The 15,145-nt window shown below is 59.5% G+C and carries 11 protein-coding genes and 1 tRNA gene; all 12 read left to right on the forward strand.

The genetic code is table 11. From position 1 onward, the window contains the following. Positions 1 to 186: 186 nt before the first annotated feature. The 12 genes from RBT76_10345 to rny all read left to right on the forward strand — a co-directional run bounded on the left by RBT76_10345 (position 187) and on the right by rny (position 15,102). Entirely contained in the window at positions 187 to 2,970 is a 2,784-nt protein-coding gene (locus RBT76_10345; protein ID MDX9858181.1) for a hypothetical protein, read from the forward strand. A gap of 363 nt (positions 2,971 to 3,333) precedes the next feature. Continuing rightward, positions 3,334 to 5,736 carry a tail fiber domain-containing protein gene (locus tag RBT76_10350; protein MDX9858182.1) on the forward strand — a complete coding sequence of 801 codons (2,403 nt, stop codon included), beginning with the start codon at positions 3,334 to 3,336 and terminating at the stop codon, positions 5,734 to 5,736. Positions 5,737 to 5,972: 236 nt separating this feature from the next. Further along, a tRNA-Val gene (locus RBT76_10355) sits at positions 5,973 to 6,049 on the forward strand. Positions 6,050 to 6,121: 72 nt separating this feature from the next. Further along, on the forward strand, positions 6,122 to 8,056 hold the full coding sequence (gene thrS / locus RBT76_10360) for a threonine--tRNA ligase (protein MDX9858183.1): 1,935 nt from the start codon (positions 6,122 to 6,124) through the stop codon (positions 8,054 to 8,056). A 25-nt stretch (positions 8,057 to 8,081) separates the two neighbouring features. Beyond that, the gene (gene infC / locus RBT76_10365) at positions 8,082 to 8,726 is read left to right on the forward strand and encodes a translation initiation factor IF-3 (protein ID MDX9858184.1); all 645 of its coding nucleotides are present in this window, start codon (positions 8,082 to 8,084) and stop codon (positions 8,724 to 8,726) included. 65 nt (positions 8,727 to 8,791) lie between these two features. Next, the gene (gene rpmI, locus RBT76_10370; GenBank protein MDX9858185.1) at positions 8,792 to 8,986 is read left to right on the forward strand and encodes a 50S ribosomal protein L35; all 195 of its coding nucleotides are present in this window, start codon (positions 8,792 to 8,794) and stop codon (positions 8,984 to 8,986) included. Positions 8,987 to 9,014: 28 nt separating this feature from the next. Further along, entirely contained in the window at positions 9,015 to 9,365 is a 351-nt protein-coding gene (rplT, locus tag RBT76_10375; protein MDX9858186.1) for a 50S ribosomal protein L20, read from the forward strand. Positions 9,366 to 9,382: 17 nt separating this feature from the next. Continuing rightward, on the forward strand, positions 9,383 to 10,396 hold the full coding sequence (gene pheS, locus RBT76_10380) for a phenylalanine--tRNA ligase subunit alpha (GenBank protein MDX9858187.1): 1,014 nt from the start codon (positions 9,383 to 9,385) through the stop codon (positions 10,394 to 10,396). Between the two features lie 3 nt (positions 10,397 to 10,399). Then, positions 10,400 to 12,784, forward strand: a complete 2,385-nt coding sequence (pheT, locus tag RBT76_10385) for a phenylalanine--tRNA ligase subunit beta (GenBank protein ID MDX9858188.1) — start codon at positions 10,400 to 10,402, stop codon at positions 12,782 to 12,784. 2 nt (positions 12,785 to 12,786) lie between these two features. Then, on the forward strand, positions 12,787 to 13,029 hold the full coding sequence (gene zapB / locus RBT76_10390; GenBank protein ID MDX9858189.1) for a cell division protein ZapB: 243 nt from the start codon (positions 12,787 to 12,789) through the stop codon (positions 13,027 to 13,029). Positions 13,030 to 13,127: 98 nt separating this feature from the next. After that, positions 13,128 to 13,442, forward strand: coding sequence for a cell division protein ZapA (locus RBT76_10395; GenBank protein MDX9858190.1), 315 nt, complete (start codon positions 13,128 to 13,130; stop codon positions 13,440 to 13,442). Between the two features lie 97 nt (positions 13,443 to 13,539). Further along, positions 13,540 to 15,102: a ribonuclease Y gene (rny, locus tag RBT76_10400; GenBank protein MDX9858191.1), complete on the forward strand. Its 1,563-nt coding sequence runs from the start codon at positions 13,540 to 13,542 to the stop codon at positions 15,100 to 15,102. Positions 15,103 to 15,145: the final 43 nt, after the last annotated feature.

The raw sequence follows: 15,145 nt of genomic DNA on the forward strand, positions 1-15,145 counted from the left end.
GCTTGCGCGGGAAAGACAGGTCTTCGATCTGTCCACATTCATCGCAAAGGCGGGCGGGTGAAGGGGGGCTCGCGAGATGTATCGTGTTGCGGGTAATCCATATTGGCGCTTGACGGTGGGGCGGCAGATTCGTTTATTAAGAGATCGGATCCCATCGTTTACTCCACACTCAGGGAGGGGCCACACATGACCCGCATTTGTGTAGTACTATTCGTGCTGAGTTTTATCTTTGGCGCAGCGAACGCGTTGCCGCCATCGACGGACCTCGATGCCCTGTCGAATGCGCTTCACGACGTAGCTCTTGTCGACAACAACACGTACATCGATGCAAATCGTATCCTGATGTTCATCACCAATCACGGTAGTTTCGGCCGTGATATTGCGGACGTATTTGGAAACGATTACGGTACGTACTATCCGTTCAGTTCAATCGCCGATATCATGTCCGGAGCAAACATCAAATCGCCGCTGTACGCGGGGGGATTATGGCTGGGCGGCAAAGTGGACGGCGAAATTCGCGTTGCCGTTTCGGAATACAGTGATGAGTACGTGCCCGGACCGATGTCGGGGGGGACGTACGAACCGGACAATCCGGAATTCCGCGTCTACAAGCTCTCTGCCGACAGCCTGGCCGGCAACCCGAACGAGGATTACCTGACCTGGCCGGTTGATCAGGGGGCGCCGCTCGACGGTTCGGGCAACCCGCTGATGCGGGGCGACCAACATCTGTGGGCAGTATACAATGATGCGGATCCGGACGAGCACTGGGTGGACGCCGGCAACACGGATCCTCTGGGAATCGAGGTCAGGCAATCGGTGTGGGCGTCAAATGAAAGCGATCAACAAAGCACCCTTCACATTCAGTACGACTTGTTCAACGAGGGGGGCGCCACGATCGACAGCTTCTTTATCGCTATCTGGCTCGATCCGGATCTCGGGGGAGCAGGCGACGACTATGTCGGCTGCGACAGCGCCAACCAGATCATATACTGCTACAACGCCGACAACGACGACCAGCATTATTCCAGCGCTCCGCCCGCGCTTGGGGTCAAATTCGAGCGCGGTCCAATGGTGCCTTCACCGGGCGACACGGCGTGGTACAACGGGGCGCCGGTGATCGATCATCGCAACCTGACTCTTTTTTCGTTCAATAGGTACATCAACGGTACTGACCCCGACAATCACTTCCAGACATATAACTACATGCGCGGTCTCTCGCGAGACGGCTCGCCGCAGGTTGATCCCACTACGGGTGAGGTGACCCGCTTCGTGTTGCGCGGCGATCCGGTGACCGGTACGGGGTGGATTGACAGCAGTCCGTCGGACCGGCGCATGATGGCATCGTACGGTCCCTTCACGTTCAACGCGGGCGACAGTCAGCAGGTGCTGTTTACGATGGCGGTAGGCCAGGGGCCGGATCGTATCGCATCGCTTATCGAAGTCAGAAACATCCTCGAAAGCGGCTCGGGTGGAGATGAACCCGAGATTGTTGCGGCCGACGAATGCACTATCGCGATCGAGAACTATCGGGAGCTGCAGGACGTCTGGTTCTCTCCGTCATCCGAGCGATGGCTGACGGGTCGGTACGGGCTCCCGATGTATGCCGCGGAAAACGTTCAGATGGCATACCAAAGCTCATACGGAAGTATCGTGCAGCCAGACACTGACCCGGACCTTTTCACCAGCGTCGAGCTTCGCTTCTCGACTACCACTACGCAGAAGGCATATCGCTACTGTGTGGATTTCGACGTCATTCCCGAGTTGTTCTACGAGTACTGCGGGTATGTTGACGTACCGTTTACCGCCTGGGACACCGAGAATAACCGCCAGCTGAATGTGTTCCTGTACGAGTATTCCGTAGATCCGGCGTTTTATGATGAAGCGTGGTCGCCCGCGGAGTATCCCAGCCTCGAGGGGCGCGATTATCTGTTCATTGCCGCATCGGATTACGCAGGCGAGGACCCGACAAATACACCACTCGACTACACGTCTATGAATCTTGTCGAAAATGATTTCGATCTGCTCTATGTGGCGAGGCTGTCGATAGAGGCCGGGCACTCGATGTCGGAACTTGCCGAGGGACAGATGCTCACGCTGCAGGCGCAGACGTTCAACCCTGACGGGGAGCCGGATACGGTGTTTTTCCGTGAGGTCGTGCCCGGCGATGCCACCTGGCAAGCGGTGACGCTTTTCGGGCTTACGCAGGGGCTGTCCACCGTGCTACTTGATGTTGCGGGAGACGATGCTTTTGCGGTGGCAGTCCAGGGCCAGACGTTCACGTATGCACTGGAAATGGTGGTTCCAGTCGCATTTCAACCCGACGACGCCGGTCCTCACACCGCCGTGCTGACGGTGACCGACTCCGTTTCCGGCGCGGTGCTCGATGAGGTTGTTCTGGTGGGAACGGCGGCGAATCCTCCGCTGTCGGCGTCTGCGACGGTGGAGCCGAGTCCAGTGCCACCCCTTCCACGATTGCCGATCACGATTTCGGTGAGTGATCTCGACGGGGGGTACACGGTTCACGATATCGACCAGTCCACGCTCGAGGTGAACGGGGAGGCGTTCGACGGTGATATCGAGATAGTGGCGCCGAAGCCGGATCCTGCATCGGCGGTCCTGCTGCTCTCTACGCGCGCGCTCGAAGTGCTCGACGACTACCCGTCCCAGGACGGCGAGGTCACACGGATGATCGAGGTCTCGTTCAGGGCGAGCGATTTCCAGGAGTTCGTCGCGACCGGGACATTCCAGCTGATCGGACTGGTAATCGGCGATATCAACGGCGACCGGTTGGTTGATCTGTCCGATCTCATTCATCTTGTCAATCACCTGTTCTTGGGCGGGCCGGCTCCCGTGGCGGTCAGTTCGGCGAACGTGAACTGCGACGCCGGTCATACGGTCGATCTGTCCGATCTGATCCGGCTGGCCGAATCGCTCTTTTTGGGCGGGGGAGAGCTGACTCCCTGTCCTTGATCCGCTGCCGAACATAAGACGGTAAACAGACGGGCTGCCCGATATTTCGGGCGGCCCGTTTTCACTTACCTCCGGGGGTGGGTGCCCGCGGGCAAGGGTGCGTGGTGCACGGGGACGTACACTACGCGCGGGGACGTACTCAGGCCACGATGAATTGCGCACAAGGATCAGGAGATGCGCACACGGCGATAACGGAGGACAGGCACGGATCGGAGACGCGGTGTGCGGCGGTGCAGATCGTTGTTGACAATGCGGATCGAAATTGTAGATTTTAGGTACCTTTCAATCTCGGTCATCGATCAAACCAAATCCGTCCAGCTCGAATCGGGTTGGCGAAACTATCGGATCCCCGGAGGAGGTACCATGTCCAGGTCCATTCGCCGAGTTTTTTCAATGGTCGTGCTGCTGGGTGTTACGGCGGCGTGGTCGCACGCGACATCCGTGCAGTTTCCGTATCAGGCACGGCTGACCGATGCCGCCGGAGAGGCGCTTTCCGGCAGTTATACCATTCAGTTCTCACTGTACGATGTCAGCAGCGGGGGGACGGCGCTGTGGACCGAAACGCACGCCGGGGTGGTGGTGGACGACGGGTTTTTGACGGCGATGCTGGGGTCGATGGTGTCGATTGATCCGTCGCTGTTCGACGGCTCAACGAGGTATCTGGGGATAAAGATCGGCAGCGATCCGGAGTTGTCGCCACGTACGCCGCTGGCAGCATCGCCCTACGCGGCGAGGGCCGCGACGGTGGACGGATTCGCGCCGGGCAGCAATAATGTCATCGCGGGGCTCAACGGATTTGCGGCCGGCGACAGTAACACTGTTTTGACGGACTACAGCTCGATTGCAGGTGGCTACGGCAATTTCGCGGAGCTGACCAATATTGCGGACAGTACGTTCGATACGGTCGGTATTTTCGATTCTAAGGAGCTCGGGCATTTCGACGTCCACGGTTTTGCGAGCGACGTGATGGTCTTTCCGTGCGTTTACCCTCCGTGGTGGACGCCGCTGTTTGTCGGGGGCGGATTCGGCAATACGGCGATCGGCAACGGGTCGGGAGTAGGCTGGGGAGGCAACAACACCGCCGCGGGCGGGTTTTCGGCCATTGCCGGCGGCGGGGCGAACTATGCGGAGATGCCGTTTTCATTTATCGGCGGGGGCTATTGCAATCAGACGCTGTTGCCGGGGAGGTACCAGGTGGTCGGCGGCGGCATTCACAATTATGCGGCGGGCCAGATGACCACGATCGGCGGCGGCGCCTATAACGGCGCAATGCTAGGGTATACGGGACGTACGATCGGCGGTGGGTTCGCCAACCGGGCGAACAATCATGTTTCGACGATCGGCGGTGGTCGTGGCAACGGGGCGGACGGATTTGCGGCGACGATCGGCGGCGGTGAGGTCAATCTTGCGCTGGCCAACTATGCGACGATCGGCGGCGGGCGGTCCGATTCGGCGACCGCGCAGTACGCCACGGTCGCGGGGGGATTCGGTAATCACGCGCTGGGGCTACAGTCTGCGATCGGAGGGGGAAGCCGCAACCGCGCCGAGGGGCAGTCATCGACAATCGGTGGCGGCGAGGGGAATCAGGCGCTGCTGCACCCGTATCAGTTTATTGGCGGTGGTCTGAACAACCAGGCGACCGATCCGCTGGCGACGATCGGTGGCGGGCAGGAAAACGTGGCGTCGACGTGGGCGACGGTTGGCGGAGGGGTTAACAACCAGTCGGTGAACGAGTACACGTTTATCGGCGGCGGGTTGAGCAATGTGGCAAACGCGTATGCCGCGGTGGTGGGCGGTGGCAGCCAGAATTTCAGCACCAATTATGCGACTTTCGTGGGCGGCGGGCAGAACAACAACGCTCTCGGCAGGGTGGCGACGGTCGGCGGCGGACTGGGCAACGTGGCGCAGGCCGACACGACATTTATCGGGGGCGGGACGGAGAACTCGGCCGGTTCGGTGGGTGCGACGATCGGCGGCGGGCGATTGAACGTGGTTTCCGCGCGGATGGCATCGATACTGGGCGGAGAGTTTAACGGCGCGTTCAGTCCGGGCGGCGTCGTAGGCGGAGGCCGGTACAACCGTGTCGGTCCCGGTGACCACGCCACGGTCCCCGGCGGATTCATGAATGCCGCGATGGAGCCATATACGTTCGCGGCAGGAACAGGGGCGACGGCCGACGACAGTTGTTCATTCGTGTGGTCGGACTGCTGTTTTGACCCGGCCACCGGCGTGTCGCTGCCGTTTCATTCGATGCTTCCCCGGAGTTTTAATGTCCGTGCGACCAACGGGTTTTATTTCCTGACCGGGTGTGACTCGGTAGCGGCGCCGGGCACGGGACTTCCGGGTGTATTTATTTCGCCGGGCGGGTCGATGTGGTCGTCGCTGTCATCGCGGACTATGAAAAAGAACATCGAAGAGGTTGACTCGCGACAGGTGCTCGACAAAGTGGCCTCGCTGCCGATCTACTTCTGGTCGTACAACAGCCAGGAAGACGGGATTCGACACATCGGCCCGATGGCCGAGGATTTCCATGCGGCCTTTGGCCTCGGTGACAACAACAAGACGATCTCGACGCTCGATCCTTCGGGAGTCGCGCTGGCGGCCGTGAAGGAGCTGAACAAGAAGGTGGAAGAGGTCCAGTTGCTGAAGTCCGAGCTGAAGACGGTCTCAGCCGAGCTTGCGGAACTCAAAGCGCAGGTGGCGCAGTTGCTGGCGGCTCAGCAGAAGTCTGGTGACGGAGACGGTTCGCTGGCATCGGTAAAGTGACGGGGCCCGCGCTCACGTTTTGTCGGCCGGTCGCGGGGCGTTCGTTTCCCGACCGGGGCGTGAGCCGGAGGGTTGTGGGGCCGATGAGATCGGTCGAACGAAGGGGGGACTAACCCTTTGGCCGACAGGAGGTTTTTGTGGTCGAGGGGTTAAATTAGGTATTGACAAGTTCGATTTATTGCCTATATATTCGATTCCTTGCCCGGCGGCGATTTCCGCCGGTCAGTCCCTGTGATGGGCGATTAGCTCAGATGGTTAGAGTACTTGCTTGACATGCAAGGGGTCACTGGTTCGATTCCAGTATCGCCCACCATTGTAAATATGCGGGATGTCGGGCGGAACCGAAAACCGGCACCCCGCCTTTGTATATTACGAGCGAACGAACATGGCCGAGTTACAGATCACATTACCGGACGGGTCAATTCGCAGTTATCATGCCGGTACGACCGGATACGAGGTGGCCCAGTCGATCTCGCCGCGCCTCGCCAAAGAGGCGATCGCGGTGAAGGTCAACGGTGAGGTACGCGATCTTCGCGCCCCAATACCGGCCGACGCGCCGGTGGCGATTCTGACGTTTGATGATCCGGACGGCCGGAAGGTGTTCTGGCATTCCAGTTCCCATATCATGGCGCAGGCCGTGCAGGAATTGTTCCCCGGCGTGAAGCTGGCGATCGGTCCGCCGATCGACGAGGGGTGGTATTACGATTTCGAAGTGGACAGGCCGTTTTTGCCCGAGGATCTCGATCGGATCGAGAAGCGCATGGCGGAGATTATCGCGCAGGACGCGCCGTTTCGGTGTGAGGTCGTGACGCGGGCGGATTTGATTGCGCACTACCGCACGATGGGCGAGCAGTACAAAGTCGAGATTCTCGAGGAAGATATTCAGGACGACACGGTCACCGTCTACAAGCACTCGACTTTCGAGGACTTGTGTCGGGGGCCGCACATCCCGAGCACCGGGATCGTCAAGGCCTTCAAGTTGACGGCCAGTTCGGGCGCCTACTGGCGCGGCGACGAGCGTCGGACCATGCTTCAGCGGATATACGGTGTGTCGTATCCGAAGAAGGCGATGCTCGATGAATACCTGACGCGGATCGAAGAGGCCAAAAAGCGCGATCACCGTCTGATCGGAAAGCAGCAGGAGCTGTTTACGATTTCGGACGAGGTTGGTCCCGGTCTGGTGTTGTGGCTGCCGCGCGGAGCGCGCGTGCGCAACGAGATCGAGAATTTCTGGCGTGAAGAACATTTAGAGAACGGGTACGAGCTGATTTATTCGCCCCATGTCGCGGACCTGAAGTTGTGGGAGCTCTCGGGGCACACGGGTTTTTATGCCGAGAACATGTTCCGGCCGATGGAGCTGGACCAGAAGTCGTACCAGCTCAAGCCGATGAACTGCCCGTTCCATATCATGATGTACAAGTCGCGTCGGTGGTCGTATCGCGACCTGCCGCTTCGCTGGGCGGAGCTCGGGACGGTGTACCGGTATGAGAAGCCGGGTGTGCTGCACGGGCTGATGCGGGTGCGCGGGTTTACGCAAGACGACGCGCATCATTTCGTCACGCAGGAGCGGATGGAAGAGGAGCTGGTGTGGCTGCTCGATTTCTGCATCCACATGCTCCGGTCGTTCGGGTTTTCGAACTACGCGATCATGTTGTCGACCCGTCCCGAGAAGGCGATCGGCGACGTGAGCGACTGGGAGAAGGCGGAGAACGGTCTTCGCCGCGCGCTGGAGAAGGCCGGTTTGGCGTGGGGGGTCGATGAAGGCGGCGGGGCATTTTACGGTCCGAAGATCGATATCCAGATCAAGGACGCAATCGGTCGTGCCTGGCAGTGTTCGACGATCCAGTTCGACTTTTCGCTGCCGGAGCGATTTGACCTGACATATATCGACAGCGACGGCCAGCAGAAGCGGCCGTATATGATTCATCGCGCCCTGCTGGGGTCGGTGGAGCGCTTTTTCGGCGTTTTAATCGAGCATCACGCGGGCAATTTCCCGGTCTGGCTCGCTCCGGAGCAGGTGAAGGTGCTGCCGATTACGGACAGCCAGAATCCGTACGCCGAGTCGGTTCGTAAGGAGCTGATTGCCGGGGGGCTTCGGGCCTCGCTGGACGATCGGTCGGAGAAAATCGGGGCGAAGATTCGCGATGCAGAGTTGCTAAAAGTGCCATATATGTTTATTGTTGGCGGCAAGGAAGCGGACCAGGGCACCGTGTCGGTGCGTCGGCACGGAGTCGGCGACCGGGGGGCGATGTCGCTCGAAGATGCGATGGCTTTGGTACATCGTGAGATCGACAGCAAGGCATTGGAACGCGAGCAATAGGATTTCAAGGACTCAGGAGGGTTCAATAGCTAAACAAGACGTCCGCGTGAACGATCGCATTCGGATTTCACCGGTTCGGTTGATCGGGGTCGACGGTGAGCAGGTCGGGATAGTGCCGACCAGCGAGGCGTTGCAGCGCGCCCGCGAGTTGGAACTGGACCTGGTGGAGGTATCTCCCAACAGTCGTCCGCCGGTGTGCCGGATAATGGATTTCGGAAAGTATAAGTACGAGCTTTCCAAGAAAGATCGGGCCGCGAAAAAGAAGCAGCAGTCGACGCAGCTGAAGGAGATGCGGTACCGGCCGAAAATCGACGAGCACGACTATTCGTTCAAGACGAAGCATGTCCGCTCGTTTCTCGAGGCCGGCAACAAGGTGAAGGCCTTTGTCATGTTTCGCGGCCGGGAAATGGCCCACGTGGAGTTTGGCCGGCAGATACTGAGTCGTCTGTCGGAAGACATTGCGGATGTCGCGACCGTCGATGTGGCGCCGAGCCTGGAAGGCAACCGGATGAGCATGATTTTGTCTCCTCGGCCGGAGGTTTTGAAGAAGGCGCAGGCGAAAGGACCGTCGAAAGACCAGTCGAAAGCGTCGGCCGGGGAAGAGGAAGAGGTGGTTGTCGAGGCCGGCGGTGACGGCGACGAAGCCGACGCCGACAGCGTGCAGGAGTAACGGCGCATTCAGGGCGGCCGCGAATAGAAGAAAAGAGCGAGTATCCATAGATTGACGAGGAAACGATGCCGAAGATGAAGACCAACAAGTCGGCGGCCAAACGGTTCAAGCGGACCGGAACGGGCAAGCTGAAAAGGCACAAAGCGTACAAGACGCACATCTTGACGAAGATGAGCCCGAAACGTCGCCGTCAGCTGCGGAAGTCCGGGCTGATCAGCGAGTCCGACGCCAAGCGCATAAACAAGCTGCTGCCGTACTAGCTGCAGGGTGAATTGACAGGAGAGAAGAATGCCACGCGCAAAAAATAGTGTTGCCGCCCATCAGCGCCACCGCAAGGTGCTGGAGAAGGCCAAGGGCAATTTTCAGGGTCGGCGGAAGCTTTACCGGTCCGCGCTGGAGACGGTCAACAAGGGTCTGAAATACGCTTACCGGGACCGTCGCAACCGCAAGCGCGAGTTCCGCGCCCTCTGGATCGCACGGATATCGGCGGCGGCCAAGCTGTGCGGGACGAACTACTCGACCCTGATGAGCGGTTTGAAGAAAGCGGGGGTTGAGATGGATCGCAAGATGCTTGCCGATATCGCCGCCCGCGACATGGCCACGTTCAGCACGCTCGCCGGCATGGCGACCGGGAAGTAACGCGGTAGACGTCGATCATGTCTCTTACCGAAGAGATAGCTCAATTAGAACGCGAAGCACTCGAGCGAATCGGCCAGGCCGATTCGCTCGATTCGCTTACGGAACTTCGTGTCCGTTATCTCGGGCGAAAAGGGCCGGTGCTGGCGATTCTCAAGTCGCTGGGCTCGCTGGATGCCGAGCAGCGCAAGGTGATCGGGGCGAAAGCGAACGCGTTGAAGCAGCGGCTGGAGGAGCGGCTCGAGCGGGCGGCGGCGGCGTTTGAATCGACGGCCGGCGCGGCCGCGCTGGATCCGACCCTTCCGGGGACCGGGCAGCGGATCGGCGCGGTCCATATCGTCAACCGGGTGATGAGCGAGATCTGTCGGACGTTTTACGGCATGGGTTTCGAGATCGCTCACGGCCCGCACGTGGAGACCGACCATTACAATTTCGAGGCGTTGAATTTTCCGCCGGATCATCCCGCGCGCGACATGCAGGACACGTTTTTTGTCGAGGGTGATCGCCTGCTGCGGACGCACACGACGCCGGTGCAGGCGCGCGAGCTGGAGAAACGGACGCCGCCGATCAAGATAATCACTCCCGGCAAGACGTTCCGCAACGAGGTGATTACGACGCGGTCGCACGTATCGTTTCACCAGGTCGACGGATTTTTGGTCGACGAGGGCGTGTCGATGGCGGATCTCAAGGGGGCGCTGGTCGCTTTCTGCAGGGCGTTTTTCGGCGAAGAATTGAAACTCAAGTTCCGTCCATCGTTTTTCCCCTTCACGGAGCCGTCGGCGGAAGTCGACGTGCAGTGTTTTTTGTGTCGCGGTGCGGGCTGCCAGTTGTGCAAGTATACAGGCTGGCTGGAGATACTGGGCTGCGGCATGATTCACCCGAACGTACTCGAGACGGCAGGCTACGATTCGGAGAAGTACACGGGCTATGCGTTCGGGATGGGGGTGGAACGTATCGCGATGCTGAAGTATCGCATCAACGACATTCGACTCGTGTTCAACAACAACGTTCGTTTTCTCAGGCAGTTTTTATAAATCATGAAGATATCGTATCGATGGTTGCTGGAGCTCACCGGTCTGGACTGGCCGGTGGAACAGGTTGCCGACCGGCTCACGCTGTGCGGAACGGCCTGCGAGGACATCACCCCGACCGCGCGCTTCATGAAAGGGGTGGTGGTGGGCGAGGTGCTCGACGTGCAGGCGGTGCCGGGGGCGGACAAGATTCGCCGGGCTACGGTCACTACCGGGAAAGAGACGTTAAGTCTCGTCTGCGGGGCGCCCAACGTGGCGGTCGGGCAGAAGGTACCGGTGGCGACGCTGGGGGCGGAGTTATCCGGCGGCCTGGTAATCAAGAAAGCGACCATTCGCGGAATCGAATCATCGGCCATGATCTGTTCGCAGGCCGAACTGGGAATATCCGACGATCATTCCGGTATCTGGGTGCTGGAGCCCGATCTGGCGGTTGGTCGGCCGCTGGCCGAGGCGCTGGATTTCGACGACTACACTCTGGATTTCGAACTGACCCCCAATCGCGCCGATTCGATGTCGGCAATCGGTATTGCGCGTGATCTTGCCGCGCTGGCCGGGGTGAAGATCAAATATCCGACCTTTGAAATCCGTGAGGGCGGCGGGAAATCGTCGGATTATATCGGCGTTCAAATTGACGCGCCGGATGCGTGCGGTCGGTTCACCGCTCGAATTATTCAAGGGGTGACGGTGGGACCCTCGCCGTGGTGGATGCAGAAGCGACTGATTGCGGCCGGGATGCGTCCGATCTCCAACATCGTCGATATCACCAATTTCGTCATGCTCGAGACCGGCAATCCGATGCATGCGTTTGACTACGACCGGTTCGGATCAAAGACGGTGGTGGTGCGCCGGGCCCGCGACGGCGAGTCGTTCGTGACGCTTGACGGAAAGAAGCACGAGCTGATATCGGACAACCTGATGATCACGAACGGCTCGGAGAGCACGGGCGTGGGCGGCGTGATGGGCGGACTGAATTCCGAGGTCAGCGACGACACGTCGACGATTATGCTGGAAGTGGCCTATTTCGAACCCTCGATCATCCGCCGCAGCCGCCGCCATCTCGGTCTGGTGACGGAAGCCTCGCAGCGGTTCGAGAAGGGTGTTGATCCCAACAACGTGATCTATGCGGGCAATCGTGCCGCTTACCTGTTTCAGGAGTTGTGCGGCGGGAAGGTCCTGGGCGGTGTGGTGGACAGTTACCCGCGGCCGGTGGCTCCGGTCGAGGTGACGCTGCGTCCGTCGAGGTGTCGTCAGATCACCGGGGCGGACTTCTCGACCAAGCGTATGAAGGAGATACTGACCCATCTCGAGATAGAAGTGACCGGGGATGAGCCCATTACGGCAACCGTTCCGACGTTTCGTCATGACATCACTCGGGAGATTGACCTTATAGAGGAGATCGCCCGGATCGAGGGGTATAACGCGATACCGGATGCCGTGACGAATATCGGTCCGTTGTTTACGCCGACGCATGCGGGTGACCGGTTCGTGGAGGAAATTCGGGGGCTGATGACGGGGGCGGGGTTCGACGAGATGATCGGTCACGGTTTGGCGGACAGCAAGGCCGCGGCGCGGCTGCATCCGGACATTCCGCAGCTTCGCATTATCAATCCGGTGTCAGAAGATCTGGACATCATGCGAAACTCGCTGATGTTGTCGGCGTTGCCGGTGGCGGCGCATAATATCGCGCACCGGAATGTCGATTTGCAGATGTTTGAGATCGGTAAGGCCTATTTCCCTCCCGACGGCAGCGGTCGGTGGGTAGAGGCGGAGCGTTTGTGTTTGATGGTGACAGGGCAGACGCCCGGCAACTGGCGGGCGAAGGCGCGGCCGTACGATTTTTATGATCTGACCGGCGCCCTGGAAACGTTGGGGCGTCATTTCCGTTGGCCGGCAATCAGTTACCGTCCCGTGGAGAAGTCTTACTTTGAGACCGGGCATGGTTTTGCGGTGACAGTCGGGAAGGTCGAGGCGGGGGAAGTGGGCGCTTTGAGCGACGCGGTTACCCGGTATTTTGACGTCAAGCAGCGAGTCTTTCTTGCCGAGCTGGACCTTGCGGCATTACTTTCGGTTAGTGGCGGACAGGCCACATTTGAGCCGCTGCCGACATTTCCGGCGGCACCTCGCGATATCGCAATGATTGTGGACGAGGGGGTGCAGGTCGGGCGGATCGTGGGAGAAATCAAGGCGGTGGCCGGGGATTTGGCGGAGTCGGTCGAGTTGTTCGATCTGTATACCGGCAAGCAGATTCCGGCGGGGAAGAAGTCGATCGCGATTGCGCTGGTGTATCGATTGCGTGACCGGAGCCTCTCGAGTGAGGAAGTCGAATCCCGGCAACAAGCTGTGATAGCGGCCCTGAAGCAGAAGTTTAATGCCGAGATCAGGGATAAGTAATCATGAGTGACAAACTTGCTCAGATCGAGGACCGGGTCGAGAGAGTCCTGCAGCTGGTTGAACGGCTTCGGGGGGAAAACCGCGCTTTGCGCGACCAGAACCGGTCGCTGAAGTCGGAGATGGCGGAGCTCCGTCGCGAGTTCGACGCTCTCGAGCTGACGTACAATGATCAGGCGGGGGCGGTGAAGACCAGGCTGACGTCGGTTCTTAATCGATTAGAAGAGCTGGAAGCCATAGGGCTTTAAGTTTTTTCTTGACAAGATTCTTATAATCCGGTATAAGATTTTGTTAGATAGTGGGATAGGACGAAGAATATACGGAATTGGTATATAATCGGGACAGTATGTCTGATCTGACGGTTGAGAATCGAGTAGTCGTCAGGATATTTGGCGAAGATTATCCAATAACCGGGGAAAATGATCCCAAATATATTTCCCGGATCGCTGATCTGGTTGATTCCAGGATGAAAGAGGTATCAAAACTCTCCCGTTCACACGCACGGGACAAGGTAGCGATTCTCGCGGCCATGTCGATCGCGTCGGAACTTCACGAGAAAGGCAGCGCCCTCCAGGTGATGGAGGCGGGCTTTCAGACTCGTCTTGATACCCTACTCGGCAGACTGGATGAGGCCCTGCAGCAGGACTCAGCGGTCGGCTGAGGACACTGTCACCGTCCATTCCAAAGCCTCTTCTTCCTACGCACCCTTTTCCATATAGACCATGTTCGTTCGGTCGTTGACCGGACGGGAGGACACGATGAACGTGCTGACCGCCTTGCTCATCGCGCTAGGCGTCGGGATACTCGGATTCGTGCTGGCGACAGTGCTGGCGCGTCGGGCCGACAAGAAGAAACTTGATTCGGCCGGCAACGAGTCGCGGCGCATCCTCAATGAGGCGCACAAGGAAGCGGAGATAGTCAAAAAAGAGGCGATCCTGGAGGCCCGCGAAACCTGGCTGAAGGAGAAGTCGGGGTTCGACAAGGAGATGGAGCAGCGGCGCCGGGAGGTTGAGAAAGCCGAGCGCGCGCAGGAGGATCGCCAGAATGCTCTCGATAAAAGAATCGAGAGTTTTGAAAACCGAGACAGGGAACTCGCCTCCCGGGAGAAAAATCTGGCCCAGCGTCAGAAGGGCATAGAGATCCGGGAAGTCGAGATTGAAACGATAATCGCCTCGCAGAACGAGCGGCTCCAGAAAATCGCGCAGATGACGCCGGAAGAGGCCAAACGCCAGTTGATGGACAACATGATCAACGAGGCCAAGATGGAAGCCGCGGCCCATATCAAGGAGATTCGCGAGAAGGCGGAACGAGACGCCGAGAAGGAGTCGCGGGAGATCATTTTGTCCGCCATCTACCGCTGCGCCGCCGACCACACGGTGGAGACGACGGTTTCGGTCGTCAACCTGCCGTCGGATGAAATGAAGGGTCGCATTATCGGGCGCGAGGGGCGCAATATTCGGGCGTTTGAGACCTGCACGGGGATCGACGTGATTGTCGACGACACGCCCGAGGCGGTGATCTTGTCCGGCTATGACCCGGTGCGGCGGGAGATTGCCCGCATGGCGTTAGAGCGGCTGATCTCCGACGGTCGGATTCATCCGACGCGGATCGAAGAGGTAGTGGCGAAGTGCCAGACCGAGATGGAGGTGATTGTCCGGGAGGCCGGCGAGCAGGCCTGTTTTGAGCTGGGCATTCACGGGCTGCATCCGGAAATCATCAGGCTGTTGGGCAAGCTCAATTATAGGACGTCCTATGGCCAGAACGTGCTGGCTCACTCCAAAGAAGTGGCGATGCTGTGCGGTTTGATGGCCGCCGAGCTGGAACTCGACGCGGCGCTGGCGAAGCGCTGCGGCCTGCTGCACGATATCGGCAAGGCGATCGATCGGGAGACGGAAGGGACGCATACACAGATCGGCGCAGACTTCATGCGGCGGTTCCGCGAGCACGATGCGGTCGTCAACGCGATAGAGTCGCACCATGGCGATGTGCCGATGCTCTCGCCGTATCCGGTGCTGGTGCAGACGGCCGACGCGGTATCGGGCGCTCGTCCGGGCGCCCGGCGCGAGCCGCTGGAGGCGTACGTCAAGCGTTTGCAGCAGCTCGAGGAGCTGGCCGACAGTTTTAAAGGCGTATCGAAGGCGTACGCGATCCAGGCCGGTCGCGAGGTGCGGGTGATCGTGGAAAACGAGTCTATCGACGATTTGGCGACCTCGGTGCTCGCGGGCGATATCGCGTCGCGGATCGAAGCGGAGATGCAGTACCCGGGGCAGGTGAAGGTGACGGTGATCCGGGAGAGCCGGTACACCGAGTTCGCGAAGTAAGTGGTAGTTCCCGGCGCGCGGGAACCTGGCCGACAGATATCGG

It is taken from the genome of Candidatus Zixiibacteriota bacterium (assembly GCA_034003725.1).
Lineage (GTDB): Bacteria > Zixibacteria > MSB-5A5 > GN15 > FEB-12 > WJMS01.

Coding starts and splice junctions, on each gene's coding strand:
- RBT76_10345 (MDX9858181.1), top strand. CDS start 187: ATGACCCGCATTTGTGTAGTACTATTCGTGCTGAGTTTTATCTTTGGC.
- RBT76_10350 (MDX9858182.1), top strand. CDS start 3,334: ATGTCCAGGTCCATTCGCCGAGTTTTTTCAATGGTCGTGCTGCTGGGT.
- thrS (MDX9858183.1), top strand. CDS start 6,122: ATGGCCGAGTTACAGATCACATTACCGGACGGGTCAATTCGCAGTTAT.
- rpmI (MDX9858185.1), top strand. CDS start 8,792: ATGCCGAAGATGAAGACCAACAAGTCGGCGGCCAAACGGTTCAAGCGG.
- rplT (MDX9858186.1), top strand. CDS start 9,015: ATGCCACGCGCAAAAAATAGTGTTGCCGCCCATCAGCGCCACCGCAAG.
- pheS (MDX9858187.1), top strand. CDS start 9,383: ATGTCTCTTACCGAAGAGATAGCTCAATTAGAACGCGAAGCACTCGAG.
- pheT (MDX9858188.1), top strand. CDS start 10,400: ATGAAGATATCGTATCGATGGTTGCTGGAGCTCACCGGTCTGGACTGG.
- zapB (MDX9858189.1), top strand. CDS start 12,787: ATGAGTGACAAACTTGCTCAGATCGAGGACCGGGTCGAGAGAGTCCTG.
- RBT76_10395 (MDX9858190.1), top strand. CDS start 13,128: ATGTCTGATCTGACGGTTGAGAATCGAGTAGTCGTCAGGATATTTGGC.
- rny (MDX9858191.1), top strand. CDS start 13,540: ATGAACGTGCTGACCGCCTTGCTCATCGCGCTAGGCGTCGGGATACTC.